This is a genomic window from Massilia sp. Masssp94 (assembly GCF_059491305.1).
In genome coordinates, this window is sequence record NZ_CP168501.1 from 2,427,079 (window position 1) to 2,453,942 (window position 26,864).

21 protein-coding genes and 1 riboswitch are annotated in these 26,864 nt (G+C 66.4%); of the genes, 18 read left to right on the top strand and 3 right to left on the bottom strand.

Features of this window, described 5'->3' with window-relative positions:
• Nucleotides 1–64: 64 nt before the first annotated feature.
• The 3 genes from fusA to rpsL all read right to left on the bottom strand — a co-directional run bounded on the left by fusA (nucleotide 65) and on the right by rpsL (nucleotide 3,287).
• Nucleotides 65–2,170, bottom strand: a complete 2,106-nt coding sequence (gene fusA / locus ACEN9G_RS10740) for an elongation factor G (protein ID WP_413344049.1) — start codon at nucleotides 2,168–2,170, stop codon at nucleotides 65–67.
• 135 nt (nucleotides 2,171–2,305) lie between these two features.
• Complete coding sequence (gene rpsG / locus ACEN9G_RS10745) at nucleotides 2,306–2,776, bottom strand: 30S ribosomal protein S7 (RefSeq protein WP_036240559.1); 471 nt, start codon at nucleotides 2,774–2,776, stop codon at nucleotides 2,306–2,308.
• 127 nt (nucleotides 2,777–2,903) lie between these two features.
• Nucleotides 2,904–3,287 (bottom strand): 30S ribosomal protein S12, encoded by a 384-nt coding sequence (gene rpsL, locus ACEN9G_RS10750; protein WP_036240557.1) that lies wholly within the window; start codon nucleotides 3,285–3,287, stop codon nucleotides 2,904–2,906.
• Between the two features lie 378 nt (nucleotides 3,288–3,665).
• On the opposite strand from rpsL, the gene ACEN9G_RS10755 reads away from it, so the two are divergent.
• From ACEN9G_RS10755 to ACEN9G_RS10840, 18 genes are all read left to right on the top strand, one after another.
• Nucleotides 3,666–5,522 (top strand): phosphoethanolamine transferase, encoded by a 1,857-nt coding sequence (locus ACEN9G_RS10755; protein ID WP_483126635.1) that lies wholly within the window; start codon nucleotides 3,666–3,668, stop codon nucleotides 5,520–5,522.
• A 159-nt stretch (nucleotides 5,523–5,681) separates the two neighbouring features.
• The gene (locus ACEN9G_RS10760; RefSeq protein ID WP_413346191.1) at nucleotides 5,682–6,872 is read left to right on the top strand and encodes an IS4 family transposase; all 1,191 of its coding nucleotides are present in this window, start codon (nucleotides 5,682–5,684) and stop codon (nucleotides 6,870–6,872) included.
• A gap of 395 nt (nucleotides 6,873–7,267) precedes the next feature.
• Nucleotides 7,268–7,377, top strand: a riboswitch (guanidine-I (ykkC/yxkD leader).
• Nucleotides 7,378–7,431: 54 nt separating this feature from the next.
• Complete coding sequence (locus ACEN9G_RS10765; protein WP_413345916.1) at nucleotides 7,432–8,433, top strand: ABC transporter substrate-binding protein; 1,002 nt, start codon at nucleotides 7,432–7,434, stop codon at nucleotides 8,431–8,433.
• Nucleotides 8,434–8,436: 3 nt separating this feature from the next.
• Entirely contained in the window at nucleotides 8,437–9,273 is an 837-nt protein-coding gene (locus ACEN9G_RS10770) for an ABC transporter permease (protein ID WP_483126636.1), read from the top strand.
• 3 nt (nucleotides 9,274–9,276) lie between these two features.
• A complete protein-coding gene (locus ACEN9G_RS10775) occupies nucleotides 9,277–10,110 on the top strand; it encodes an ABC transporter ATP-binding protein (protein ID WP_413343918.1) in 834 nt (277 codons plus the stop codon).
• A gap of 17 nt (nucleotides 10,111–10,127) precedes the next feature.
• The gene (locus ACEN9G_RS10780; protein WP_413343919.1) at nucleotides 10,128–10,883 is read left to right on the top strand and encodes an urea amidolyase associated protein UAAP1; all 756 of its coding nucleotides are present in this window, start codon (nucleotides 10,128–10,130) and stop codon (nucleotides 10,881–10,883) included.
• A gap of 10 nt (nucleotides 10,884–10,893) precedes the next feature.
• Complete coding sequence (locus tag ACEN9G_RS10785; protein ID WP_413343921.1) at nucleotides 10,894–11,556, top strand: urea amidolyase associated protein UAAP2; 663 nt, start codon at nucleotides 10,894–10,896, stop codon at nucleotides 11,554–11,556.
• Nucleotides 11,557–11,565: 9 nt separating this feature from the next.
• Complete coding sequence (gene uca / locus ACEN9G_RS10790) at nucleotides 11,566–15,174, top strand: urea carboxylase (protein ID WP_483126637.1); 3,609 nt, start codon at nucleotides 11,566–11,568, stop codon at nucleotides 15,172–15,174.
• Nucleotides 15,175–15,206: 32 nt separating this feature from the next.
• The gene (locus ACEN9G_RS10795; protein WP_413338252.1) at nucleotides 15,207–16,076 is read left to right on the top strand and encodes a TorF family putative porin; all 870 of its coding nucleotides are present in this window, start codon (nucleotides 15,207–15,209) and stop codon (nucleotides 16,074–16,076) included.
• 19 nt (nucleotides 16,077–16,095) lie between these two features.
• A complete protein-coding gene (gene atzF / locus ACEN9G_RS10800; protein WP_413338250.1) occupies nucleotides 16,096–17,868 on the top strand; it encodes an allophanate hydrolase in 1,773 nt (590 codons plus the stop codon).
• A gap of 319 nt (nucleotides 17,869–18,187) precedes the next feature.
• Nucleotides 18,188–19,456, top strand: a complete 1,269-nt coding sequence (locus tag ACEN9G_RS10805) for an efflux RND transporter periplasmic adaptor subunit (RefSeq protein WP_413338248.1) — start codon at nucleotides 18,188–18,190, stop codon at nucleotides 19,454–19,456.
• A 20-nt stretch (nucleotides 19,457–19,476) separates the two neighbouring features.
• Nucleotides 19,477–20,193, top strand: coding sequence for an ABC transporter ATP-binding protein (locus tag ACEN9G_RS10810; RefSeq protein WP_413338246.1), 717 nt, complete (start codon nucleotides 19,477–19,479; stop codon nucleotides 20,191–20,193).
• Between the two features lie 10 nt (nucleotides 20,194–20,203).
• Nucleotides 20,204–21,514 carry an ABC transporter permease gene (locus tag ACEN9G_RS10815; protein ID WP_413338244.1) on the top strand — a complete coding sequence of 437 codons (1,311 nt, stop codon included), beginning with the start codon at nucleotides 20,204–20,206 and terminating at the stop codon, nucleotides 21,512–21,514.
• Nucleotides 21,515–21,526: 12 nt separating this feature from the next.
• A complete protein-coding gene (locus ACEN9G_RS10820) occupies nucleotides 21,527–22,762 on the top strand; it encodes an ABC transporter permease (protein WP_413338242.1) in 1,236 nt (411 codons plus the stop codon).
• 24 nt (nucleotides 22,763–22,786) lie between these two features.
• Complete coding sequence (locus ACEN9G_RS10825) at nucleotides 22,787–24,121, top strand: sigma-54-dependent transcriptional regulator (RefSeq protein WP_413338240.1); 1,335 nt, start codon at nucleotides 22,787–22,789, stop codon at nucleotides 24,119–24,121.
• Entirely contained in the window at nucleotides 24,118–25,449 is a 1,332-nt protein-coding gene (locus tag ACEN9G_RS10830) for a sensor histidine kinase (RefSeq protein ID WP_413338238.1), read from the top strand. Before ACEN9G_RS10825 ends, ACEN9G_RS10830 begins: the two co-directional genes overlap by 4 nt.
• A gap of 231 nt (nucleotides 25,450–25,680) precedes the next feature.
• Nucleotides 25,681–26,061 carry an energy transducer TonB gene (locus ACEN9G_RS10835; RefSeq protein WP_413386073.1) on the top strand — a complete coding sequence of 127 codons (381 nt, stop codon included), beginning with the start codon at nucleotides 25,681–25,683 and terminating at the stop codon, nucleotides 26,059–26,061.
• Complete coding sequence (locus tag ACEN9G_RS10840) at nucleotides 26,061–26,831, top strand: spermine/spermidine synthase domain-containing protein (protein ID WP_413338234.1); 771 nt, start codon at nucleotides 26,061–26,063, stop codon at nucleotides 26,829–26,831. Before ACEN9G_RS10835 ends, ACEN9G_RS10840 begins: the two co-directional genes overlap by 1 nt.
• The last annotated feature ends 33 nt before the right edge of the window (nucleotides 26,832–26,864 follow it).

Here is a 26,864-nt window from a genome sequence, read left to right on the forward strand (position 1 = left end):
ATATTTTATTTATTTGTGGGACAGAGCAGGGTTTACCGCCTTCTGCTCCGTCCCCAACTGACTATTACTTGGCCTTAGCCGTCACGATGGCGTCCATCACATGCTTCGGTGCTTCAGCATAGTGCTTGAATTCCATCGTGTAGGTCGCACGACCCTGGGTTGCCGAACGCAGCACGGTCGAGTAACCGAACATTTCCGACAGCGGGACTTCGGCCTTGATGATCTTGCCGCCGCCGCCCGGGATTTCGTCCATGCCCTGCACCATACCGCGGCGGGACGACAGGTCGCCCATCACGGTACCGGCGTAGTCTTCCGGCGTCTCGACTTCCACGGCCATCATCGGCTCGAGGATGACCGGGCTGGCTTTACGGCAGCCGTCCTTGAATGCCATCGAACCGGCCATGCGGAACGCGTTTTCGTTCGAGTCCACGTCGTGGTACGAACCGAACACCAGCGTGACCTTGACGTCCACGACCGGGTAGCCAGCCATGACACCGCTCGACAGCGTCTCGCGCACACCCTTTTCGACTGCCGGGATGTATTCGCGCGGAACCACACCGCCCTTGATGGCGTCGACGAACTCGAAGCCCTTGCCCGGCTCTTGCGGTTCGATGTTCAGGACGGCGTGACCGTACTGACCACGACCACCCGACTGCTTGACGAACTTGCCTTCGACGTCGGTGACGGCCTTGCGGATCGTTTCGCGGTATGCAACCTGCGGCTTGCCGACGGTCGCTTCCACGCCGAATTCACGCTTCATGCGGTCGACGATAATTTCCAGGTGCAGCTCGCCCATACCACCGATGATGGTCTGGCCCGATTCTTCGTCGGTACGCACGCGGAACGACGGGTCTTCCTGAGCCAGACGGTTCAGTGCCAGACCCATTTTTTCCTGGTCGGCCTTGGTCTTCGGCTCGACGGCCTGCTGGATCACCGGCTCCGGGAACACCATCTTTTCCAGGATGATCGGTGCCGACGGGTCGCACAGCGTTTCACCGGTGGTGGCTTCTTTCAGGCCCACGGCTGCGGCGATGTCGCCTGCACGAACTTCCTTGATCTCTTCGCGCTGGTTCGCGTGCATCTGCAGAATACGGCCGACGCGTTCTTTCTTGCCCTTGATCGGGTTGAACACGGTGTCGCCCGAGTTGATGACGCCCGAATACACGCGGAAGAAGATCAGCTGGCCGACGAACGGGTCGGTCATGATCTTGAATGCCAGCGCTGCGAATTTCTCGTCGTCCGATGCCTTGCGGGTCACCGGCTGGTCGTCTTCGTCGGTACCTGCGACCGGCGGGATGTCGACCGGCGACGGCAGGTATTCGATGACGGCGTCCAGCATCGCTTGCACGCCCTTGTTCTTGAACGCGGTGCCGCACATCATCGGGACGATTTCGCCGTTGATGGTACGTGTGCGCAGTGCGTTCTTGATCTCGTCTTCGGACAGTTCGCCCTCTTCGAGATACTTGTTCATCAGGTCTTCGGTCGCTTCGGCAGCCGTTTCGACCAGCTTCTCGCGCCATTCGTTGGCCTGGTCGACCAGCTCGGCCGGCACGTCGCGGTAGTCGAACTTCATGCCCTGCGAAGCGTCGTCCCAGTAGATCGCCTTCATCTTGACCAGGTCGACCACGCCCTTGAAGTTGTCTTCGGCGCCGATGGGGATCTGCAGCGGGATCGGGTTGGCCTTCAGGCGGGCGCGCATCTGCTCGTACACCTTGAAGAAGTTCGCACCGGTACGGTCCATCTTGTTGACGAAGGCCAGACGCGGGACTTTGTACTTGTTAGCCTGACGCCACACGGTTTCCGACTGCGGCTGCACGCCGCCGACTGCACAGTAGACCATGCAGGCGCCGTCCAGGACGCGCATCGAACGCTCCACCTCGATGGTGAAGTCGACGTGGCCCGGGGTATCGATGATGTTGAAGCGGTGCGGCTCGAAGTTGTTGGCCATACCCTTCCAGAAGCAGGTCGTCGCTGCCGAGGTAATGGTGATGCCGCGCTCTTGCTCCTGCTCCATCCAGTCCATGGTTGCTGCACCGTCGTGCACTTCACCGATCTTGTGGTTGACACCGGTGTAGAACAGGATGCGCTCGGTGGTCGTCGTCTTACCGGCGTCGATGTGAGCGGAGATACCGATGTTACGGTAGCGCTCAATAGGGGTAGTGCGTGCCATAAATTTTCCTAACTTTTGAATGGACAAAACCGAGCAGCATTCTGGTGATCAAAATGAGCTCGGCCTGAACAACGGATACTGCATGGCCGCACCACCCCGGAGGCGTTCTGCCCCCGAAGCGATTGGGCCATTTGCTTAGAAGCGGAAGTGCGAGAACGCCTTGTTCGCTTCAGCCATACGGTGAACTTCATCACGACGCTTCATCGCGCCGCCGCGGCCTTCTGCTGCTTCCATCAGCTCGCCACCCAGGCGATGCGGCATGGATTTTTCGCTACGCTTGTTTGCGGCTTCGCGCAACCAACGCATAGACAGGGCCATACGGCGGACCGGACGCACTTCAACCGGCACCTGGTAGTTGGCGCCACCGACACGGCGGGATTTCACCTCGACCATCGGCTTGCAGTTGTTGATCGCGGTTGCGAACACTTCCAGCGGGTCCTTGCCCGATTTGGACTGGATGTAGTCGAATGCACCGTAGATGATGTTCTCAGCGACCGATTTCTTACCGGACAGCATCAGAACGTTGACGAACTTGGCGACATCGGTGTTGCCGAATTTCGGATCCGGCAGAATCTCGCGCTTGGGTACTTCACGACGACGTGGCATTTCAATTCCTTTTTGTCTTCAGTTGAGCGCTTATCGCACTCGCGAAAGGCCATCAAAGCCCTTCACTTACTCGGCCTTCCGGCCGCCTCAACTAACTCAATATTAATTTACCCAGATTGCAAGAAGATTACTTCTTGGCAGCCTTGGCACGCTTGGCACCGTACTTCGAACGGGCCTGCTTACGGTCTTTCACGCCCTGGGTATCCAGTGCACCGCGGACCATGTGGTAACGCACACCCGGCAAGTCTTTCACACGACCGCCGCGGATCAGCACGACCGAGTGTTCCTGCAGGTTGTGGCCTTCACCGCCGATGTACGAAATGACTTCGAAACCGTTGGTCAGGCGAACTTTGGCGACTTTACGCAGTGCCGAGTTCGGCTTCTTCGGGGTCGTCGTGTAGACACGGGTGCAGACACCACGCTTTTGCGGGCAGTTTTCCAGTGCCGGCGACTTGCTCTTCACAACCGCGGCTTCACGCGGCTTGCGAATCAGTTGATTGATGGTTGGCATCGTTCAAAAATCCAACAAAATGACTACTAGTTAATGACCCGGGGTTCTTGCTTCCCGGGGGCTGAAACCTTGTCCCGCTACTTTCCGTACAGGCGACGAAAGCCACTCACCAGCGGGAGCGGCTGTTATGCGTAAACCATGCGCAGAATAATTCGAGAACTCGCGAGTATAGACCTGAAGCGGGACCGGGTCAACAAACTTGCTGACCGGGCACCGCGACAGCGGCGGAAGATTGTGTAATTGCTCAGTAGATGTCGTGATAACGACACAACCAGTGTACGCCGGATTTCATCCGTTGTGCAGATGGAATGGCGTTACCCCTGGCAAAAATCGGATAATAGCGGACTTCGCCTCCGCGCTGCCGCACACGTCCGTTCGATGTCATTCCTGCTACGCCCGCGCAACCTGTACGTCGCGCTCACTTATCTGCTCCTGTCCTGCGTGCCGTACGTGGCGCCGCTGTTCGGCCAGCCGCTGTCGCACCCCGGCCAGGTGGCCGGCATCGAACTGCTGGCCTGGCTGGGCGTGTGGGGCGTGTTCAAGCGCCCGGCGTACTTCCACTGGCTGCTGCTGCCCGCCTTCCTCGCGCTGCCCGTCGAGCTTTATTTATATGCGTTCTACGGCCAGGGCATTTCCACGCACCACCTCGGCATCATCGCGGAGACGAGTCCGGCCGAGGCCATGGAATTCCTCGGCAGCAAAGTCTGGCTGCTGGTCGGCGTCTTCGTCGGCGTGCTCGCGTGGTTCGTCACGAGCTGGATCGCCGCCTGGCGCACGCGCGACCTCGACTGGGCCGACGTGTCGCGCCCCGTCGTGGTGGGCGTACTGGCGGTCGTGGCCGTCGTGTTCGCCTACGGCCTGAAGTACGGCGTCGCGCCGCCGCCGCTCGCGGGTGCCGGCCCGGCAGCGGCCAGCGTGCGGCTCGTGAAAGCCTCCGACAGCGTCGAGGCCGCCAGCGAAGAGACCGCCCCGCCCCGTCCATCCAGCATCCCCCGCCCCGCCTCGCTGCCGCCGCTGGCGCACTGGATGAAGCTGCCGTTCGACCTGGACACGTTCGCGCACTCCTGGCCGTTCGGCCTGGCCGCGCGCGGCGTCGATTTTTACAAGGAACGGGTCTATCTCGCCGACCTGAACCGGCGCAGCGCCTCCTTCCGCTTCCATGCGCACCTGGCCGAGCCGAACGACGACCCGCAGGTGATCGTGATGGTGATCGGCGAATCGTCGCGCTACGACCGCTGGAGCCTGAACGGCTACGACCGCGAAACGAACCCGCTGCTGTCCAAGGAAGACAACCTGGTGCCGCTGCGCGACGTGATCACGTCCGTGTCGGCCACGCGCCTGAGCGTCCCCGTCATCATCTCGCGCAAGCCGGCCACGCAAAGCCTCAAGGACGGGTTCTCGGAAAAATCGTTCCTGACCGCGTTCAAGGAAGCGGGCTATAAAACGTTCTGGCTGTCGAACCAGATCTCGTTCGGCAAATTCGACACGCCCGTGTCCGTGTTCGCGAAGGAAGCGGACGTCGTCGACTTCCTGAACCTGGGGGGCTTCACGGACAATTCCAATTACGACGAGATCCTGTTCGGTCCGCTGAAGCATGCCGTCGCGGATCCGGCGCCGAAGAAACTGATCGTGCTGCACACGCTGGGCAGCCACTGGAACTACAGCCACCGCTACCCGAAGCAGTTCGACAAATGGCTGCCGTCGCTGTACGGCATCGACAAGCCCGTCTACACGGACATCGGGATCAAGGACAAGCTGAACAACAGCTACGACAGCTCGATCCTGTACACGGACTGGTTCCTCGACCACGTCATCGGCACGCTGAAGGAAGCCGACAAGCCGGCCGCCATGCTGTACGTGGCCGACCACGGCCAGACGCTGTACGACAACAGCTGCCGCCTCGCCTTCCATGGCCACAACACGCAATACGAATTCCACGTCCCCGCGTTCGCCTGGTATTCGGATACGTACGCGGAGCGCTTCCCGGACAAGGTCACGCAACTGCGCCGCCACCGCAAGGCGAAGCTGGCGACGGAAAACATGTTCCACACCCTGCTCGACCTGGGCGACGTGCGCTACCCGGACGAGCGCCTGGAGTGGAGCTTCGTCAACGCCGCCTTCAAGCAGCACAAGCGCTACGTCGACAGCTACGGCTGGACCGACTACGACAATGCCACCATCAAGGGCGACTGCCACGAAGTCATCGCCAAGGGCAAGCCATTGCCGCGCGACTGATGCGCCATCTCAAACCGGGGTCAGAGCCTGACCCTTCCCCACATATTTTTCTTGTAGGTGGACGGGGTTGCTGTTAGCTTCCGGTGAAAAAAGCTGGTGCATGCATGGCTGTGTTAGCCCTCTCTTTCGTAGCGTCCAAACTGCGAAGGAGAATCAACCATGCACGCACACCGCATCATACAAAATCTATTGGACACGAAGTGTCCCGAGATCCATGCCAAGCGCCGCGGCTGTATAGCGAAAGTGGCAGAGGCCGGCAGAATCGGCGGGCTTGGTGTCGTCAAGATGGGGCGCTGTCTAGACACGAAGACGAGCATTCGTCATCGCATCAAGTGCTGTGATCGTCTGCTGAGTAATCGTCATTTGCCGGCTGAGCGGCTAACGATTTTTCGTGCTCTGGACGAAGCCGTCCTGGCTGGTCATCGGCACATTGCCATTAGTGTCGACTGGTCCAATTTGGTGCCTGACGGAAGCTTGCATCTCTTGCGCGCCGCGGTCACCGTCAAGGGACGTGCCTTGGTTCTTTACGAAGAGGTGCATGCGGAATGCGACCTGGGATCTCCGAAGGTACATCGCCGCTTCCTCGAGACGTTATGCTCGCTATTGCCCGATCAATGCCTGCCGATACTGGTCACTGATGCCGGGTTCCGGGCAACGTGGTTCAAGCTGGCCACGAGAATGCACATTTCGTGGATTGGGCGCATCCGGAACCGTGACATGGTATGTGCCGAAGGATCCGGACAATGGGACGGCTGCAAGACCTGGTATGCCGGAGCGACAGCAAAGCCACGCTGTCTTGGCCGTTTTGAGTATGCACGCTCCAACGCGACGCCATGTCAGCTGGTGCTGTACAAAAAGGCACCTCAAGGGCGCCATCATCGCACCAGCTTCGGCAAGAAGACGACGAGCTCCAATAGCAAGAAAAACAGGGCTACTCAAGTTGAACCGTGGTTACTCGCCGTCTCCCCGGACCTGGAAGCATTGAGTGCGAAACAGGTAGTGGAGATCTACGCTGGCCGGATGCAGATCGAGCAGACCTTCCGGGATTTAAAAAATGCTCAATGGGGAATGGCATTATCAGAGAGCCAGACGCGCGCGCCCCAACGTCTGGAAGTACTCTTGATGCTGGGAGCATTGATCAGCTATGCCCTCTGGCTGATCGGCTTGGCGGCGGCAAGCGCTGGCTACCACATCAATTACGGCAACACGAAGAAGTCGGGGCCCACGCTCTCAATACTAACCCTGGCACGTCATTATTTGGCCGATTGCGTACGACCTCAGTTGGATCGCCACGCCTTCCAGCTCGCCCGACTTACACTGATCAATCTGGTGCAGGTAGTGAAAATTTGAGGGGAAGGGTCAGGGTCAGAGCCCTTTTTTGGGAAATTTCCAAAAATCGGGCTCTGACCCCGGTGGTGCCGGCCGCGAGGCCAGCAGGTACAGGAACGCCCAGGCGAGCCGGGCGAGACGGCGACACAAGGTGCTGGCAAAGGTGGACATCGGTGCTCCGCGGCGTGATCGTGATCCATCCCATGCAAGGTCGATGCCCGCCCGCGTCCACCGCCGTGGCGCACGGCCTGCGCGAAATACGCACCAGATCGGCGCATGGATGCACCGCTGCGGCGCGCCGCGAACGTGCGCCCGCGGCCCTCACACAGGTAAAGCCCGGCCGGACCCGGCTGGCACCGTTCTTGCAAATTGAACCTGCAACGAGAGGTGGGCCGATGTCGGCATCGCGCACATCTCGACAAGGTGGCTAGGGTTCCGACCGCGCGAGCGGTGCTGGTCCGAGAGCTGCCGGTTCCCCGCCGCGCCGCGGCAAGGAGCTACACGGAGGGATAAAAGCCCGGGAGGACGATTGCGCCGCAATCGCTTGCCTCTCGTTTTTATCCACTTCGGGAGCTCCATCATGCGTTTCTTCCAGCACCACCGCATCCTTCGCAGTTCCATCGCAACGGTCCTCGCCCTGTGCGCGGCGCTGTCGGCCGCCGGGCCCGCGCACGCCGAGGTCAAGGTCGGCCTGTCCGACTGGCCGGGCTGGGTGGCCTGGTACGTCGCGGACCAGAAGGGGTTCTTCAAGCGGCACGGCGCCAACGTCAAGCTGGTCTGGTTCGGCAATTACACGGATTCCGTCGCCGCGCTGTCGGCCGGCCAGCTCGATGCCAATGCGCAGACGTGGTCGGACACCATGACGCCGCTGGCGAAGAAGGTCGACGTGAAGGCCGTGCTGGTCAACGACAACTCGGCCGGCAACGACGCGCTGATGGTCGGCCCGAAGATCAAGTCGTTCGCGGACCTGAAGGGCCGCACGGTGGCGCTGGAGCAGTTCAGCATCTCGCATTTCGTGCTGGCCACGGCGCTGGCCCGCAACGGCATGGGCATCAACGACGTCAAGGTCGTCAACCTGTCCGCCGGCGATGCGGCCGCCGCGTTCGTGGCGGGACGCGTGGACGCCGCCGTCGTGTGGAACCCGTGGGTCAACAAGATCCAGGCGAGCGGCAAGGGCCACCCGTTGTTCACGTCGCGCGACATGCCGGGCCTCGTCCCCGACCTGCTCGTCGCCCACGGCAAGGCCCTGCGCGACAAGACCAAGCGCCAGGACCTCGTCGGCATGATCCAGGCGTGGTTCGACACGCAGGCCTTCATCCACGACCATCCAGACGAAGCGGTGCAGATCATGGCGAAAGTCGTCGGCATCAAGCCGGCCGAGTACAAGGTCTTCCTGCCGGGCACGCGCTTCTTCGACCGCGCCGACAACCAGGCCGCGCTCGATGCCAGCAAGCCGAAGTCGCTCGTCGCGGCCGGTCCCGAGATCCACAAATTCCTCAGCACGAACAAGCTGGTCGCCGGCCCGGTCGACTACGCCGCCGGCATCGATGCCTCGCTGCTGGCCGACGCCCTCAAGAAGTAAGCCATGCGCGACGACCTGCCCCCTCCCGATCGCGCGGTCACGCGCAACCGCCGCTCCCCCTGGGACGTGCGCGGCGACCTGCGCCGCCGCAGCGCGCTCGCGCTGGCCGTCGCCGGCTTCGTGCTGCCGCTCGCCGTGTGGATCCTCGTCTCGCTGAACGGCTGGGCCGATCCCGTATTCCTGCCGCCGCCGTGGCAGGTGCTGGCCCAACTGGGCGAGTGGTACCGCGACGGCGACCTGCTGGGCGACGTCATCGTCAGCATCGGCCGCGTGCTGGGCGGCTTCTGCGTCGCGGCCCTCGTCGCCGTGCCGCTCGGCGTGCTGGTCGGGACGTATGCGCCGGTGCGCGCGTTCCTCGAGCCGCTGACGGAATTCACCCGCTACCTGCCAGCCGTCGCGTTCATCCCCCTGATCATGCTGTGGGTCGGCATCGAGGAAAGCGCGAAGGTCGCCGTGATCTGGGTCGGCGTGTTCTTCCAGATGCTGCTGCTCGTCGCCGCCGACGTGGCGCGCGTGCCGGACGCGCCGATCGAAGCGGCGCGCACGATGGGCGCGACCAACGAGGAGATCATCAAGTACGTGCTGATCCCGGCCGCCCGTCCCGCGATCCTGACGACGCTGCGCGGCGCGATGTGCCTGGCGTGGACGTACCTCGTCGTGGCCGAACTGGTGGCCGCGAACTCGGGCCTGGGCTACGCGATCCTGAAGGCGCAACGCTTCCTGCAGACCGACAAGATCTTCGCCGGCATCCTGCTGATCGGCCTCGTGGGCCTGCTCACGGACCAGGCGTTCCGCTGGCTGCACAAGCGCTGCTTTCCCTGGCATCACCTGCGAGGCTGAACCATGACACCCAAGATAGCCGTACGCGGCCTGTACAAACACTATGGCCGCGGGGCCCGGCGCACGCTCGCGCTGCAGCACGTGGACCTGGACATCGCCGTCGGCGAATTCGTGACCCTCGTCGGCGCCTCCGGCTGCGGCAAGTCGACGCTGCTGCGCACGATCTGCGGCCTGGAGGAATACGGACAAGGCAGCATCGTCTGCAACGGCCGCGACGTCGACGGCCCGGGCGCCGACCGCGCCATGGTCTTCCAGAGCTACAGCCTGTATCCGTGGCTGACGGTGAAGGACAACATCCGCTTCTGCCGCCGCCTCAGGCACCACGCCGCCGCCACGTCGAGCGACGTCGAAATCGCATCCGGGCGCGCCGACGCCCTCATCGGCCTGATGGGCCTCGCCCACGTGGCGCATGCGTATCCGGCAGAGCTTTCTGGCGGCATGCAGCAGCGCGTGGCGATCGCGCGGGCCCTGATGGCGCGGCCGGACGTGCTGCTGATGGACGAGCCGTTCGGCGCGCTCGACGCGCAGACGCGCGAGGTGATGCACGACCTGATCCGCCACGTCCACCACCTGGAAAAGACCACCATCGTGTTCGTCACGCACGACGTCGAGGAAGCGATCTACCTGGGCGAGCGCGTCGTCGTGATGGCGCCGCGGCCGGGCCGCATCGATTCGATCGTCGACGTGCCGTTCGGCGCCAGACGCCACCAGGACCTGAAGCTCGCGCCCGAATTCTCGGCATTGAAGCGCCGGATCCTGAACCGCATCCGCGAGACGTCCGGCGTCAAGACCGACCTGGAACAGCTCGAAAAACTCACCCGCACAGCACAAGACTAACGACTGACGGAGCCACCATGACCCTCACCGAACACACTCTCGAACTGGCACCGGACCTGGACCCGGCCCGCGTGCTGTGGACCGAACGCTTCCCCGGCGGCGCGCACTGGTCGTATCGCGTGCGGCGCGGCACCACGCTGCGCTTCATCGCGGTGGAAGCCGGCACCAACGCCTCCGTGCTGCTGTACCGCGCCGACGAGCGCATGGAGCGCCTGAACGTGCCGGACACGCTGAAGGCCCAGCACACGGCACATCTCACGGCGGGCCACGTGCTGTACTCGGACATGGGCCGCATCCTCGCGTCGATCCCGCGCGACACGGTGGGCTGGCACGACCCGCTGTGCGGCCTGTCGGACGCCGAAGGCATCGCCCGCCGCCACGGCGTCAAGCGCTACCAGGAACACCGCAACGCCATGCACCGCAACGGCAAGGACAGCCTGCTCGTCGAGATGGGCAAGTGGGGCCTGGGCCTGCGCGACCTCGTGCCGAACGTGAACCTGTTTTCCAGGGTGGCGGTCGATGCCGACGGGCGTTTCCGCTTCGCCGGGAACCACGCAAAGCCCGGCGACTTCGTCGAACTGCGCTTCGAGATGGACACGCTGGTCCTCGTCTCCACCGCGCCGCACCCGCTCGATCCGCGCCCCGACTACGCGCCGGGCAAGGTCACCATCGTGGCCTGGGATTCCGGCCCGGCCGGCGCCGACGATGCGTGCCGCCTGTCGTGCGCCGAAAACGGCCGCGGCTTTCATAACACCGAACTGATTTACCGCTGAGGAGACCGTCATGCACACCCTGCGCGAGAGCACGCTCGATCCCGCCGCCGCCCTGGCCATCCACGACCTGCCGGCCGGCGAACCGTGGCTGCACGAAGTCAAACGCGGCCAGACGCTGCGCTTCGTCGACCTGGAAGGCAACCAGGCCGTGGACACGATCTTCTACAACGCCGCCGACACGGCCGAAAGCTACAGCGTCACCGACACGCTGCAGCGCCAGGGCGGCATCTACCTGTCCGCCGGCTCCGTGCTGTATTCGAACCGCGGCCGGCCGATGCTGGCTATCGTGGCCGACACGTGCGGCCGCCACGACACGCTGGGCGGCGCCTGCGCGGCCGAGAGCAACACGGTGCGCTACGCGCTGCAAGCGAAATTCATGCACAGCTGCCGCGACAACTATCTCCTGGCCCTCGCCCGCGCCAAAAATGGAGCTGAAATAAGCGGCATGGACAAGCGCGACCTCGTCCCCAACGTGAACTTCTTCATGAACGTGCCGGTGACGGAAGGCGGCGGTCTGTCGTTCGAGGACGGCCTGTCCGCGCCGGGCAAGTACGTCGAGCTGCGCGCCGAGATGGACGTGCTCGTGCTCGTGTCGAACTGCCCGCAGCTGAACAACCCGTGCAATGCCTATAACCCCACCCCGGTCCGCTTCGTGATCTGGGACGCCGCCTGAAAGACCGCCATGTTCGACAAGATCCTGATCGCCAACCGCGGCGAAATCGCCTGCCGCGTGATCCGCACCGCGCGCCGCCTCGGCATGAAGACGGTGGCCATCTATTCCGAGGCCGACGTCGAATCGCTGCACGTGCGCCTGGCCGACGAAGCCGTATGCGTGGGCCCGGCCGCCGCCGGCGACAGCTATCTGTCGGCCGAGCGTGTGCTGGCGGCGGCGCGTAACACGGGCGCGCAGGCGATCCACCCCGGCTACGGCTTCATGAGCGAGAACGCGGGCTTCGCGGAAGCGTGCGCCGCCGCCGGCATCGTGTTCATCGGCCCCACGCCGCAGCAGATGCGCGACTTCGGCCTGAAGCACACGGCGCGCGAACTGGCGCAGAAGGCCGACGTGCCGCTGCTGCCGGGGACCGGCCTGCTGGACGGCGTCGAGGAAGCGCTGGCGGAAGCGCGCCGCATCGGCTATCCCGTCATGCTGAAAAGTACGGCGGGCGGCGGCGGCATCGGCATGCGCCTGTGCCGCGACGACGACGAACTGGCGGGCGCCTACGCGTCCGTGCGCCACCTGTCCGAGAACAACTTCAAGAACAGCGGCATCTACCTGGAAAAATTCGTGCAGCGCGCGCGCCACGTCGAGGTACAGATCTTCGGCGACGGCCGCGGCAACGTCGTGTCGCTGGGCGAGCGCGATTGCTCGGTCCAGCGCCGCAACCAGAAGGTGATCGAGGAAACGCCCGCGCCCGGCCTGTCGGACGGCACGCGCCATGCGCTGGCCGCCACCGCCGTGCGCCTGGGCGCAGCGATCGACTACCTGTCGGCCGGCACCGTCGAATACGTGCTGGACGCCGACACGGGCGCGTTCTACTTCCTCGAAGTGAACACGCGCCTGCAAGTGGAGCACGGCGTGACGGAAGAAGTGTTCGGCGTCGACCTCGTCGAATGGATGATCCGCGCGGCGGCCGGCGAACTCACGCTGCCGGAGCAGGCATCGCTCGTGCCGAACGGCCACGCGATGCAGCTGCGCGTGTACGCGGAAGACCCGGCGCGCAATTTCCAGCCCTGCTCCGGCGTGCTGACGGCCGTCGACTTCGCGCCCGACCTGCGCGTGGACACGTGGGTCGAGCGCGGCGTCACCGTCAGCCCGTATTACGATCCGCTGCTGGCCAAGCTGATCGTCAAGACGGACAACCGGGCCGCGTCCGTCGACCGGCTCGTGCGCGCTCTCGAAACGTCGCGCATCGACGGCATCGAAACCAATCTGGCCTACCTGGCGCGCATCCTGCGCTACGACGATTTCGTCGCCGGCCGCCAGATCACGCAGATGCTGGCCGCGATGGACTTCGCGCCGCAGACCGTCGAAGTGCTGGACGGCGGCATCCAGACGACGGTGCAGGACTACCCGGGCCGCCTGGGCCTGTGGGCCGTCGGCATCCCGCCGTCCGGGCCGATGGACGCCTACGCGCACCGCGTGGCGAACCACCTGGTCGGCAACGACATCGCGGCACCCACGCTGGAGATGACCCTGCAGGGCGCGACGCTGCGCTTCAACTGCGCATGCACGATCGCGCTGGCCGGCGCGGACCTCGGGGCCAGCGTCGCCGGAGCGGACGGCAAACGCGAGCTCGCCAACTGGCGCGCGCATGCCGTCGCCGCCGGCGAAACCTTGCGCTTCGCCGGCGTGCGCGGCGCGGGCGTGCGCGCGTACATCGCGTTCGCGGGCGGCCTGGACGTGCCGGACTACCTCGGCAGCCGCGCCACGTTCACCTTGGGCCAGTTCGGCGGCCACGGCGGCCGCGCCGTGCGCGCGGGCGACATGCTCAAGCTGAAGCCCGTGCCGGCGTTCACGCGCGAACTCGCACCCGCCGCGATCCCGGCCTATGCGCACCACTGGGACATCGCCGTCCACTACGGCCCGCACGGCGCACCGGACTTCTTCACCGACGACGACATCGTGACGTTCTTCGGCACGGACTGGCAGGTGCACTTCAATTCCAGCCGCACCGGCGTGCGCCTCGTCGGCCCGAAACCGCGCTGGGCGCGCACGGACGGCGGCGAAGCGGGCCTGCACCCGTCGAACATCCACGACAACGCCTATGCCATCGGCTCGATCGACTTCACCGGCGACATGCCCGTGATCCTCGGCCCGGACGGCCCGAGCCTGGGCGGCTTCGTGTGCCCCGCCGTGATCGTGTCGAGCGACCTGTGGAAGATGGGCCAGCTGAAACCGGGCGACACGGTGCGCTTCCACCGCGTGTCCGTCGACGAGGCGGCGGCCCTGCGCGCGGCGCTGGACGCCGTGTTCGAGCGGCCGGATGCGGCGCCCGTGTGGACGCCGCCGGCGTCGCCGCAAGGCCTGGCGCAGCCGGCCATCGCGGGCGAGGCGGCGCTGCCGGACGGTACGCGCGTCGTGTTCCGCCGCGCCGGCGACGACTACCTGCTGGTGGAATTCGGCGACCTCGCGCTGGACATCAACCTGCGCTTCCGCGTCCATGCGCTGATGTGCGCGCTGGAGGATGCACGCCTGGCTGGTGTCGTCGACCTCACGCCCGGCATCCGCTCGCTGCAGGTCCACTTCGACCATCGCCGCCTGGGCGCCGCGCGCCTGCTGGAGCGGATCGGCGCGCTGCTGGCGGCGCAGGGCCCCGTGGAGGACATGGTGGTCCCGTCGCGCATCGTGCACCTGCCGCTCGCCTGGAACGACACGCAGACGCGCCTCGCGATCCAGAAGTACGAGACGACCGTGCGCCCGGACGCGCCCTGGTGCCCCAGCAACATCGAATTCATCCGCCGCATCAACGGCCTGGACTCGATCCGCGACGTGTACGACGTCGTGTTCAAGGCGAGCTACATGGTGCTGGGCCTGGGCGACGTCTACCTGGGCGCGCCGGTCGCGACGCCGGTCGACCCGCGCCACCGCCTCGTGACGACCAAGTACAACCCGGCGCGCACATGGACGCCGGAAAACGCGGTCGGCATCGGCGGCGCCTACCTGTGCGTGTACGGCATGGAAGGCCCGGGCGGCTACCAGTTCGTCGGCCGCACGGTGCAGATGTGGAACCGCTACCGCCAGACGGCCAGCTTCCGCGACGGCAAACCGTGGCTGCTGCGCTTCTTCGACCAGATCCGCTTCTACGAGGTGACGGAAGACCGCCTGCTCGAGCACCGCCGCGACTTCCCGCTCGGCCGCTTCGACGTGCGCATCGAGGAAACGACGTTCTCGCTGGCCGACTACAACGCGTTCCTGGCGCGCGAAGCGGACGCCATCGCCGCGTTCAAGACGCGCCAGCAGGCCGCGTTCGAGGCCGAGCGCGAACGGTGGCGCACGAGCGGCCAGGCCGAATGGGTCAGCGAGGAAGCGACGCTCGATGCGGGCGCGCTGGCCGACCTGCCCGACGGCAGCCAGTACCTGTCCGCCGTGGTTCCCGGCAGCGTGTGGAAGATCGTCGTGCCGCCCGGCGCCGCCGTGCGCGAGGGCGAGACGCTGGCGATCTTCGAATCGATGAAGATGGAAATCCCCGTCGTCGCCACCGCCGACGGCGTGCTGGACGAATGGCTCGTCGCCGAGGGCAAGCCCGTCGCCGCCGGCCAGCGCATCGCGGTCTTCACGGCCGCATCCTGAATCCGCAACCCATCCCCTACAAGGAGTCCCGCATGCACGACAAGAAGATCATCCTCGCCATTGCCACCCTGCTGTGTTCCGGCGCCGCCTGGGCCGACGACGCGCCCGCGTTCACCGGCCACGTCGACCTGGTCAGCAAATACATCCTGCGCGGCGTCAGCTCGACCTATGGCCCCGGCCTGCCGGGCCTGGGCAACGCCGGCGCCGACGCGCCCGAGTCGGACCAGCCCGCGCTGCAATGGGGCGTGGACTGGAACGACCCGTCCGGCTTCTTCCTCGGCTACTGGGCGTCGCAGATCAACTACTCGTACAAACGCCTGGGCGAATCGTATGCCGACCGCGGCATCGCCGACTTCCAGCACAAGAAATCGATCGAGAACGACGTCTACGGCGGCTACAACGGCAAGGTGGGCGACATCGGCTACACGGTCGGCCTGACAGGCTATTACTACATCAACGGCGAACACGCCAACGCGCTCGAGACCAAGCTGGGCGCCAGCTACGGCCCGTTCAGCGTGACGGCGCAGACCCTGCTCAAGGACGTCGTCTGGGGCAACCGGGGCGACACCTACTGGACGCTGGCCGCGAGCCAGCCGCTCCCGCACGACATCACCCTGTCCGCCACGCTCGGTTTCTACACGTACCACAAGGAAGGCCGCTACCTGGGCACGGTCGACACGCTGACCGGCACGCGCTGCCCGGCCGGCACGAGCTTCATCGTCAACGGCTGCTTCGCGGGCGGCGCGCCGGCGTCGGGCGGCTGGCGCCACCTGACCGTCGGCTTCACGCAGCCGCTCGGCGCCGGTTTTACCTGGGGCCTGCAAGGCCTCCTCGGCGGCGACAACCGCTACGGCGTCAAGCAGGGCAACCGCCTGCTGGCCACCCTCGGCTACGCCTTCTGACCCTCTTATGCGAGACATCATGACGATCACCGACATCCACGCCGGCTACCTGGGCGGCGCATCGACGCCAAGCCGCTGCATCGAGCAGGTACTGGCCCGCATCGCCGCCGCGGACCGCCCCGAGATCTGGATCAGCCGCGTGGACGACGCCGCGCTGCGCGCACAGGCCCGCGCGCTCGACGCCATGCTGGCGGCCGAAGGCGCCGCCGCGCTGGCGCGCCTGCCGCTGCTGGGCATCCCGTTCGCCGTCAAGGACAACATCGACGTGGCGGGCATGCCCACCACGGCCGCCTGCCCTGCCTACGCCTACGTGCCGGACGCATCGGCGCCGGTGGTGCAACGACTCGTCGCGGCCGGCGCCCTGCTGGTCGGGAAGACGAACCTGGACCAGTTCGCGACGGGCCTCGTCGGCACGCGCTCGCCGTACGGCGCCGTGCGCAACGCGGTCGATCCGGATTACGTGTCGGGCGGCTCCAGTTCCGGCTCCGCCGTCGCCGTGGCGCTGGGCATGGCCGGCTTCGCGCTCGGCACGGACACGGCCGGCTCCGGCCGCGTGCCGGCTGGCCTGAACGGCATCGTCGGCCTCAAGCCCACACGCGGGCTGCTCTCGACGCGCGGCGTGGTGCCGGCGTGCCGCATGCTCGATTGTGTCTCCGTGTTCGCGGCGAGCGTGGCCGACGCGTGGAAGGTCGTGCAGGCCGCGGCCGGGTACGATGCGCTCGACCCGTATTCGCGCCGCATTGCGCCGCAGGGCGTGCGCCGGCGCGGCTATCGCATCGCCGTGCCCGCGCAGCTGGAATTCTTCGGCGACGCCGCCGCGCAAGCCGCATTCGAGGCGACCCTGGCGCGCCTGCGCGACCTCCCCGGCTGCACGTTCGGCACCGTCGACTACACGCCGTTCCGCGACGCCGCCGCCCTGCTGTACCAGGGCCCGTGGGTCGCGGAGCGGCACGCCGCCGTCGGCGCCTTCATCGACGCGCAACCGGACGCCGCGCATCCGGTGGTGGCCGGCATCATCGAGCAGGCCAGGGAGTACGACGCCACGGATGCGTTCAAGGGCCAGTACCGGCTGGCGGCGCTGCGCCGCGCGGCCGATGACAGCCTCGCGGGCTACGACTTCCTGCTGGTGCCCACTACGCCGACCATGCCGCGCATCGCCGACGTGCTGGAACGCCCGGTGGAACTGAATGCGCAACTGGGGTATTACACGAACTTCGTGAACTTCTTCGACATGGCCGCGCTGGCCGTGCCGGGAACGGCGCGGCCAGACGGCCTGCCGGCCGGCGTCACCTTGATCGGCTCCACCGGCAGCGACCACCTGCTCGCGACCGCCGCCGCGGCTCTGCTGGACGGCGCGGAGGCCGCTGCGCTGGCCGCCGACCCGCTGCCGTTCGCCGAACCGACGGTGCAGGTGGCGGTCGTCGGCGCGCACCTGGCGGGCCAGCCGCTGAACTGGCAGCTGCTGGAACGGGGCGCGCGCAAGGTGGCGGCCACGCACACGGCGCCGCACTACCGCCTGTACGCGCTGCCGGGCACGACGCCGTCCAAGCCGGGCCTGGCGCGGGTCGACCGCGACGGCGCGGCGATCGAGGTCGAAGTGTGGGAACTGCCGCTGCGCCGCTTCGGCGAATTCGTGGCCGAGATCCCGGCGCCGCTGGGCATCGGCTCGCTCGAACTGGCGGACGGCAGCTGGGTCAAGGGCTTCATCTGCGAGCCGGCCGCCATCGCGGGCGCCACCGACATCAGCGTGTTCGGCGGGTGGCGTGCGTACCTGTCACGACAGGCTGCCTGACAGCCGGGATCAGACCCCGATATTTGGAAATTTCCCAAATTCGGGGTCAGAGCACATTATTTTTTGGCGTCTTCGCCAACGCCTGTCTTTTACCTCGCTACGGGCAGGCAATGTCGGCCAAATCGACGGCTCGATTTCAGAAAATGTGCTCTGACTCCGAATCTGTCCGGACATCAAGACCGTCCGCACTGTCCGCCCACACTGCCCCCGGACAGTCGCGGACGCGGCGGTGTCCGCTGTCCGCGCCAATGAAATCAATGGCTTAGCGGCTGGCATGGATCATGCAAATACGACACTGTCCACAACCCGTGTCCACATCATGATCCGCGATACATCACAACAAGACGCCGTCATCGCCCCGCCCCCGGGCCACAAGCTGAAGCGCCGCGCGCTCTGGATCGGCAGCGCCGTGCTGGTGGCCGCACTGTGCGCGGGCCTCGTGTCGACGTGGCGCGGCAGCGAGGCGTCCGTCAGCGCGTCGCGCCTGCGCATCGCCGAGGTCACGCGCGGCACGCTCGTGCGCGACGCCTCCGTCAACGGCCGCGTCGTCGCCGCCGTCAGCCCGACCCTGTATGCCAAGGCCCCCGCCACCGTCAACCTGAAGGTCGCGGCCGGCGACACGGTCAAGAAGGGGCAAGTGCTGGCCGTGCTCGAATCGCCCGACCTGGCGGACGTGCTGAAACGCGAGACGTCCGCGTACGAAGGCCTGAAGGCCGAGGTGGCACGCCAGCAGATCCTGTCGCGCAAGCAGAAGCTGCTGGCGCAGAAAGAGGCCGACACCGCCGAGATCGACCGCCTGTCCGCCCAGCGCACCCTGGAGCGCTACGACAGCGTGGGCCAGCTGGGCATCATCGCGAAGATCGATTACCAGAAGGCGAAGGACGCGGTGCAGTCCGCGCAGATCCGCGCGAAGCACGCCTCGCAGGCCGCGCTGCTGGAAGGCGAGGACGTCGCGCTCGCGATCAAGACGAAGCTGAACGACCTGGAACGCGCCCGGCTGTCGATGGAAGAAGCGCAGCGCCGCGTCGACGAGCTGACCGTGCGCGCGCCCGTCGACGGTTTCATCGGCACCCTGAACGTGCAGGACCGCATGATCGTCGCCGCGAACGCGCCGCTGATGACGCTCGTCGACCTGTCGAAGCTCGAGGTCGAGATCGAGGTGCCGGAGACGTATGCGGCCGACCTGGGCCTGGGCATGAACGCCGAGGTCACGCTGCCCTCGGGCACGGCGACGGGCAAGTTGTCGGCGCTGTCGCCGGAAGTCGTGAAAAGCATGGTGCTGGCGCGCGTGCGCTTCGACGGCGAACAGCCGAAGGGCCTGCGCCAGAGCCAGCGCGTGACGGCGCGCCTGCTCATCGAGGAACGCCCGAACGTGCTGATGGTGGCGCGCGGCCCGTTCGTCGAAAGCGAGGGCGGACGCTATGCCTACGTCGTGCGCGACGGGATCGCCGTGCGCACGCCGATCCGCATGGGCGCCACCAGCATGTCGGCCGTCGAAATCGTCTCGGGCCTGAAGCAGGGCGACAAAGTGGTGGTGGCCGGCACCGACGCCTTCAATAACGCGCAACGCATCTCGATCAATCAGTAACCCAACCCAAAGGAACAGCCATGCTGCGCATGACCAATTTGAGCAAGGTGTACCGCACCCACATGATCGAGACGCACGCGCTGCGCGGCTTCGAGATCGAAGTCCGCGAAGGCGAGTTCGTCACCGTGACCGGCCCGTCCGGCTCGGGCAAGACGAGCTTCCTCAACATCGCCGGCCTGCTCGAGGAATTCACGTCCGGCGAGTACATCCTCGACGGCGTCAACGTGAAGGGCCTAAACGACAACGCCCGCTCGCGCCTGCGCAACGAAAAGCTGGGCTTCATCTTCCAGGGTTTCAACCTGATTCCCGACCTGGACCTGTACGACAACGTCGACGTCCCGCTGCGCTACCGCGGCTTCAACGCGGCCGAGCGCAAGAAGCGCATCGAGGACGCGCTGGCGAAAGTCGGCCTGGCGTCGCGCATGAAGCATTATCCGGCCGAGCTGTCCGGCGGCCAGCAGCAGCGTGTGGCCATCGCGCGCGCGCTCGCGGGCTCGCCGAAACTGCTGCTGGCGGACGAACCGACCGGCAACCTCGACACGCAGATGGCGCGCGGCGTGATGGAACTGCTGGAAGAAATCAACGCGGCCGGCACGACGATCCTGATGGTCACGCACGATCCGGAACTCGCGGTGCGCACCACGCGCAACGTGCACATCATCGACGGCCAGGTGTCGGACCTCGTGCGCCGCGGCCCGACGCTGGTCGACACGAAGTCCGCCACGGTCACCGCATAAGGAGCGCACCATGTTCGGCTATTACTTCAGGCTCGGCGTGCGCAGCCTGCGCCGCAACCCTGCCCTCACCGCGCTGATGGTGCTGACGCTGGCCGTCGGCGTGGCCGCGAGCGTGTCCACGCTGACGATCCTGCACATGATGTCGAGCGACCCGATCCCGCAGAAGAGCACCCGGCTGTTCGTGCCGCTGATCGACAACGGCCCGGTCGAGGGCTACACGCCGGGCGAGGATCCGGACGACATCCAGATCAGCTACAAGGACGCCGTCAATCTGGTAAAAGGCGGCCAGGGCGTGCGCCGCACGGCGCTGTACGGCGTCTCCGCGCCGATCCAGCCGCCACGCACGGACATCCAGCCGTTCAACCTGTCCGGCCTCGCGCCCACGCGCGACTTCTTCGCCATGTTCGACGTGCCCTTCCTCCACGGCCAGGCCTGGACGGAACAGGACGAGGCGCGCGGCGCCGACGTCGTGGTCCTCAGCCGCGAGATCGCGGAAAAACTGTACGGCGACGCCAACCCCGTCGGCCAGCGCGTCATGCTGATGGGCTTCCCGTTCACCATCGTGGGCGTGATCGACAACTGGATGCCGCTGCCGCGCTTCTATCGCCTGAACGGCGGCGTGCGCTACGGCGCCGGCGAGGAATTCTTCATCCCGTTCACGACGTCGATCCGCCACGAAGTCACGCACAACGGCAGCATGAGCTGCTCGGGCAATCCGGGCGCCGGGTTCGCCGCGCGCCTGGCATCGGAGTGCACGTGGATCACGGTATGGTTCGAAACGGCGGCGGCGAGCGACCGCGCCGACCTGCAGGCCTGGCTCGACAACTACGCGGCCGACCAGCGCAAGCTGGGCCGCCTGAAGCGCAACGCCGTGAACCGCCTGTACGACGTGCCGGAGTGGCTCGTGTTCACGAAGGTCGTCGGCAAGGACAGCAAGCTGCAGACGTGGCTCGCGTTCGGCTTCCTCGTGCTGTGCCTCGTGAACACCGTCGGCCTGCTGCTGGCGAAATTCTCGGTGCGTGCGTCCGAGATCGGCGTGCGCCGCGCGCTGGGCGCCTCGCGTGCCGACATCTTCCGCCAGTTCCTCATCGAGACCGGCGTCGTGGGCCTCGTCGGCGGCGTGCTGGGACTCGTCCTCGCGTTCGGCGCGCTGGCCCTGATCTCCATGCAGGGCAAGCAGACGGCCGCCGTGGCCCACATGGACTGGGAGATGCTGATCGTGACCTTCGTGATGTCGGTCGGGGCCGCCGTCCTCGCCGGCCTGTTGCCGACCTGGCGCGCCTGCCAGGTCACGCCCGCCATCCAGCTGAAATCACAGTAAAGGAGAACCGCCATGGAAATCCGCCCCATCCTGTCCGCACTCCTGCGCAACAAGACCGGCCCGATCCTCGTCGCGCTGCAGGTCGCCCTGAGCCTCGCGATCCTGGCCAACGCGGCCCACATCGTCAACGAGCGGCGCGCCGTCGCCGCGCGGCCGTCCGGCCTGGCCGACGAGCACTCGACGTTCTACATCACGGTGCGCAACCTGTCGAACGACACGCCGGAGCAGCGGCTGGCCAACATCAAGCGCCAGACCGCCGTGCTGCGCGCCGTGGCCGGCGTCGCGTCGGTCGCCCACGTCAGCCAGATGCCGCTGTCGCGCAGCGGCAGCAACACGAGCGTGGCCGTCAACGACCGCCAGGACAAGCCGAGCGCCGTCGCCTCGCAGTTCGTTTCCGGCGACTCGCTCGTGCAGACCTTCGGCCTGAAGCTGGTCGAGGGCCGCGACTTCCTGCCGGCCGAGCTCCTCGACGTGAACGAGGACACGACGGCCGAACCACCGCCCCAGGTCATCCTGACGAAACCGCTGGCCGACAAACTGTGGCCGGAGCAGCCGGCCGTCGGCAAGACCATGTACTTCGGCACCGGCAAGGATGCCCGCGGCGTGCAGGTGGTCGGTGTCGTCCAGGCCCTGATGAGCGCCCACGGCGAAGTCGGCGAACGGGGCGAGCAGTCGGTGATCATGCCGGCGCGCCTGTACGGCAGCGAACCGGTGGTCCTGTACGCGATCCGTACCGAACCTGGCCAGCGCGACCGGGTGATGAAGGAAGTGGAAGACGCGCTGCGCAAGTCGTCGGCCACGCCGATGATCACGAAGATGAAGACCGTCGACGACGACCGCAAGGACCGCTACCGCGCCGACGTCGCGCTGCAGTGGATGCTCGTCACGGTGAGCGTGCTCCTCCTCCTGATCACCGCCAGCGGCATCGTCGGCATGGCCAGCCTGTGGGTCACCCAGCGCCGCAAGCAGATCGGCGTGCGGCGCGCGCTGGGCGCGAAGAAGACCGACATCCTGCGCTACTTCATCACGGAGAACTTCATGATCACGAGCGCCGGCGTGTTCGGCGGCGTGGCGCTGGGCCTCGCGTTGAACCAGCTCCTCGTCAGCAAGCTGGAGATGGCGCGCCTGCCGGCCGGCTATCTCGTGTTCGGCGCCCTCGGCTTCTGGCTGCTGGGCGTGGCGGCGGCCTACGGTCCGGCATGGCGCGCGGCCAGCATTTCGCCGGCCACCGCGACGCGCAGCGTGTGACCCGGCAGTGATATGCTAGCGGGCATGCCTACCGTACTGATCATCGATGACAACGCCGCCGTCGGCATCGCGCTCGACGTCCTGTTTTCGCTGCACGACATCGGCTCGCTGCGCGCCGCCTCGCCCGAGGAAGGGCTTGCCCTCCTCGCGCGCGAGCCCGTCGATCTCGTCATCCAGGACATGAACTTCACGGCCGACACCACGTCGGGCGAGGAAGGGGTGGCGCTGTTCCGCGAGATCCGCAAGCTGTATCCGGACCTGCCGGTGATCCTGCTGACGGCGTGGACGCACCTGGACGCGGCCGTCGACCTGATCAAGGCCGGCGCCGCCGATTACCTGTCGAAGCCGTGGAACGACGACCGCCTGCTGGCGACGGTGACGAACCTGATCGAACTGGGACAGGCCAACCGCGCGCTGGGCCAGCGCCTGCAGCGCGAACGCCGCGCGCGGCGCGAACTGGAACAGCAGTTCGACCTGCGCGGCCTCGTGTGGGCCGACCCCGCGACGGAACGCGTGCTGAGCCTCGCCTGCCAGGTGGCGCGCGCCGACGTGCCGATCCTGATCACGGGACCGAACGGCACGGGCAAGGAACGCATCGCCGAAATCATCCAGGCGAATTCGATGGTTCGCGACGGTCCGTTCGTCGTGCTGAACTGCGGCGCGCTGCCGTCGGAACTGATCGAGGCGGAGCTGTTCGGCGCCGACGCGGGTGCGTACACGGGCGCCTCGAAGGCGCGCGAAGGCAAGTTCGAGGCGGCCGACGGCGGCACCTTGTTCCTCGACGAGATCGGCAACCTGCCGCTGGCCGGGCAGATGAAACTCCTGCGCGTGCTGGAGACGGGGCGCTTCGAACGCCTCGGCTCCAACCGCGAGCGCCAGGTGAAAGTACGCGTGATCAGCGCGACGAACGCGGACCTCGCGGCGATGATCCGCGCCGGCACCTTCCGCGAAGATTTGTATTACCGCCTGAACGTGATCGAACTGAAGCTGCCGGCGCTGGCCGCGCGTCCCGGCGACATCCTGCCGCTGGCGCACGCCTTTCTCCCGCGCGGCAAGACCCTGCATCCGGGCGCGGAAGCCGCCCTGCTCGCGCACAACTGGCCGGGCAACGTGCGTGAGCTGAAGAACGTGATGGCGCGTGCGAGCCTGCTGGCCCAGGGCGACGTGATCAAGGCGCCCGACCTCGGCCTGCCGCTGCCGGCCCATGTCGCGCTCGACGCGGAGCCGGACCGTGACGCCATCACGCAGGCGCTCGCACGCGCGGGCGGCGTGATCGCGCAGGCGGCGGCGGAACTCGGGCTGTCGCGCCAGGCCCTGTATCGCCGCATGGAGCGGTTGGGCATCGCCCGCACCGTATGAAATTCCGGCTGTCGCTCGTCACGCGCTGGTCGGCCCTCGTCGGCACGCTGCTGGCGGTCGGGATCATCATCGCGCTGGCGCTCGACCATCTGCTGCCGGGCCGTCCGCTCGCGGTGCTGGGCATCTGTTTGCTGTGCGTCGTGCCGATATCCATCATCACGCTGCGCTCGCAGGTGCAGCCGATCCTGTCGCTGTTCCGCGCGTTGGAGGGCACGGTCACCAGCTACCGCGACGGCGATTTTTCGTTCAGCCTGCACTGGCCGCAGAACGACGAACTGTCGGACCTCATCGCCGCCCACAACGCGCTGGGCGAAGTGCTGCGCGAGCAGAGACTGGACCTCGTGCAGCGCGAACTGCTGCTCGACACGATGGTGCAGAACACGCCCGTCGCCATGCTGCTCGTGACGGAGCCGCCGGGCGCCGCCGACCGCAATGTACGCGTTGTCGTCTACGCGAACGTGGCCGCGCGCCAGCTGCTGTTCGAGGGTCATAAGCTGGAAGGCCACGCGCTGCACGACGTGCTGCAAAAAACGCCGGCCCTCGTGGAAGCACTGGCGCGCGGCGGCGATGGCCTCTTCACGGCCGGCGACGGCGAAGAGGAAGAGGTCTATCACCTCGCCCGCCGCAACTTCAGCCTGAACGGCCGGCGCCACGAACTGCTGCTGCTGCGCCAGCTGACGGCCGAACTGCGGCGCCAGGAAGTGCAGACGTGGAAAAAAGTCATCCGCGTCATCAGCCACGAGTTGAACAACTCGCTGGCCCCGCTCGCATCGCTCGCCCATTCCGGCACGGAGCTCGTGCGGCGCGGCCAGACGGAGCGCCTGCCGCAGATCCTGCAGACCATCGGCGAACGCACGCGCCACCTGGAGAGTTTCATCCTCGGCTACGCGCGCTTCGCCAAGCTGCCGGCACCGCGCCTGGAGACGATCGCCTGGGCCGATTTCGTGGCCGGCCTGGCGGACCAGGTGGCGTTCCGCCTCGGCGGCGAACTGCCGGAATCTCCGGCGCACATCGACCGCGCGCAGATGGAGCAGGCCCTCCTCAACCTGCTGAAGAACGCGCACGAATCCGGCTCCCGCCCGGAAGACGTCGAACTGCACATCAAGCGAGTACAAGACGTCGTCCGCATCGACGTATTCGACCGCGGCACGGGCATGAACGACGCCGTGCTGACGAACGCCCTCGTCCCGTTCTACTCGACGAAGCGCAGCGGCACGGGCCTCGGCCTGGCGCTGGCGCGCGAAATCGCCGAAGCCCACGGCGGCCGCATCACCCTCGGTAACCGCGAGGGCGGCGGCCTGGCCGTCACCCTGATCCTGCCCGCCTGAACTCGACACTTCGGGGTCAGAGCCCGGTTTTAGGAAATTGCTCAGATTCGGGGTCAGGTCCCTTTCTTCCGGCGCCGTCCCGCGCATTGATCGCCGTTCCTCGTACTTACCCGCACAATAGGCGACGTTGAGCGCATCGACCATTTATAATGTGCTCTGACCCCGAATTTGCCGCGAAAGCGCACGATCGTGCGATACTCCCGGTTTCGTCGACGTTGGAGTACGCGAAGAATGATCCGACTACCTTTGTTTTGCATGACCGCGCTGGCGCTGTTGGCCGGCTGCGTCCAGTCCCCTGCCACCCGTACGGCCTCCGCGCCCGCGCAGCCGCAGCAACCGCCGCAGCAGCAGGTGCCGGGCCAGCATTGCGCGCCGCCCGTCTATCCGCAGGAAGCGCTGCAGGCGCGCATGAGCGGCGTGTCGATGATGGCCTTCCTGGTCGGCAGCGACGGCACCGTGCGCGAATCGCGCCTGCTCAAGTCGAGCGGTTACGCGATCCTCGACCACGCCGCCGAAGCCGCGCTCCGGCTGTGCCGCTTCAAGCCCGCGCTGAAGAACGGCCATACGGTCGCGGCGTGGCAGCCCGTCCAGTACGCGTGGTCGCTGCCGTAATGACCAACGCCAGGGATCCCCGCTTCGCCCGGCCCGGCCACCCGCCGGCCACGATCACTGAATTCGAAGGCGTGCGCTCGCTGCACCTCGGCACCTCGTGGGTGCAGGGCGCGATGCGGCTGGCGCGCCCCGATGCGATCGAACTGGAATACGTCCAGATGATGATGATGTGGATGCTGTTCCTGCCGAATCCGCGCCGTATCGTGCAGCTGGGCCTCGGCAGCGCCGCGCTGACGAAGTTCTGCCACCAGCGCTTTCCGCAGGCGCGCGTGACTGCCGTCGAGCTGAATCCGAACGTGATCGCCATCTGCCGCGAACACTTCGGCCTGGGGCCCGACGACGACCGCCTGGACGTGCGCGAGATGGACGCGCTGGACTTCGTGATGGACGACGCCAACCACGGCACGGTGGACGTGCTGCAGGTCGACCTGTACGACGAGGAAGCGCGCGGCCCCGTGCTCGATACGCCCGAGTTCTACGCCGCGTGCGCCGCCTGCCTGAAGGATGGCGGCATCATGACCGCCAACGTGTTCGGCGATTTTTCCAACTACGACAAGAACCTCGATGCGATGCGCGACGCGTTCGACGCCGTCGTCTGGCTGCCCGAGGTCCACGACGCCAACATCGTCGTCGTCGCGTTCAAGGACGCGCCCCTGATCGACTTCGCCGTGCTGTACGAGCGCGCGGCCGACATCAAGCGGCGCTACAACCTGCCGGCCAAGGGCTGGGTCAACGGGTTGAAGGAGTGGATGCGCGACCACGCGGGCTGATCGTGCGCCGGCCCCGGCCCGGCTCGGGCTAGC

Bases quoted from the DNA above. Each gene is read 5' to 3' on its own strand.
- ACEN9G_RS10820 (WP_413338242.1), top strand. From the start codon at position 21,527: ATGGAAATCCGCCCCATCCTGTCCGCACTCCTGCGCAACAAGACCGGC.
- ACEN9G_RS10810 (WP_413338246.1), top strand. From the start codon at position 19,477: ATGCTGCGCATGACCAATTTGAGCAAGGTGTACCGCACCCACATGATC.
- uca (WP_483126637.1), top strand. From the start codon at position 11,566: ATGTTCGACAAGATCCTGATCGCCAACCGCGGCGAAATCGCCTGCCGC.
- ACEN9G_RS10835 (WP_413386073.1), top strand. From the start codon at position 25,681: ATGATCCGACTACCTTTGTTTTGCATGACCGCGCTGGCGCTGTTGGCC.
- ACEN9G_RS10840 (WP_413338234.1), top strand. From the start codon at position 26,061: ATGACCAACGCCAGGGATCCCCGCTTCGCCCGGCCCGGCCACCCGCCG.
- ACEN9G_RS10785 (WP_413343921.1), top strand. From the start codon at position 10,894: ATGCACACCCTGCGCGAGAGCACGCTCGATCCCGCCGCCGCCCTGGCC.
- ACEN9G_RS10775 (WP_413343918.1), top strand. From the start codon at position 9,277: ATGACACCCAAGATAGCCGTACGCGGCCTGTACAAACACTATGGCCGC.
- ACEN9G_RS10760 (WP_413346191.1), top strand. From the start codon at position 5,682: ATGCACGCACACCGCATCATACAAAATCTATTGGACACGAAGTGTCCC.
- ACEN9G_RS10805 (WP_413338248.1), top strand. From the start codon at position 18,188: ATGATCCGCGATACATCACAACAAGACGCCGTCATCGCCCCGCCCCCG.
- ACEN9G_RS10780 (WP_413343919.1), top strand. From the start codon at position 10,128: ATGACCCTCACCGAACACACTCTCGAACTGGCACCGGACCTGGACCCG.
- atzF (WP_413338250.1), top strand. From the start codon at position 16,096: ATGACGATCACCGACATCCACGCCGGCTACCTGGGCGGCGCATCGACG.
- fusA (WP_413344049.1), bottom strand. From the start codon at position 2,170: ATGGCACGCACTACCCCTATTGAGCGCTACCGTAACATCGGTATCTCC.
- rpsG (WP_036240559.1), bottom strand. From the start codon at position 2,776: ATGCCACGTCGTCGTGAAGTACCCAAGCGCGAGATTCTGCCGGATCCG.
- ACEN9G_RS10765 (WP_413345916.1), top strand. From the start codon at position 7,432: ATGCGTTTCTTCCAGCACCACCGCATCCTTCGCAGTTCCATCGCAACG.
- ACEN9G_RS10770 (WP_483126636.1), top strand. From the start codon at position 8,437: ATGCGCGACGACCTGCCCCCTCCCGATCGCGCGGTCACGCGCAACCGC.
- ACEN9G_RS10825 (WP_413338240.1), top strand. From the start codon at position 22,787: ATGCCTACCGTACTGATCATCGATGACAACGCCGCCGTCGGCATCGCG.
- ACEN9G_RS10815 (WP_413338244.1), top strand. From the start codon at position 20,204: ATGTTCGGCTATTACTTCAGGCTCGGCGTGCGCAGCCTGCGCCGCAAC.
- ACEN9G_RS10830 (WP_413338238.1), top strand. From the start codon at position 24,118: ATGAAATTCCGGCTGTCGCTCGTCACGCGCTGGTCGGCCCTCGTCGGC.
- rpsL (WP_036240557.1), bottom strand. From the start codon at position 3,287: ATGCCAACCATCAATCAACTGATTCGCAAGCCGCGTGAAGCCGCGGTT.
- ACEN9G_RS10755 (WP_483126635.1), top strand. From the start codon at position 3,666: ATGTCATTCCTGCTACGCCCGCGCAACCTGTACGTCGCGCTCACTTAT.
- ACEN9G_RS10795 (WP_413338252.1), top strand. From the start codon at position 15,207: ATGCACGACAAGAAGATCATCCTCGCCATTGCCACCCTGCTGTGTTCC.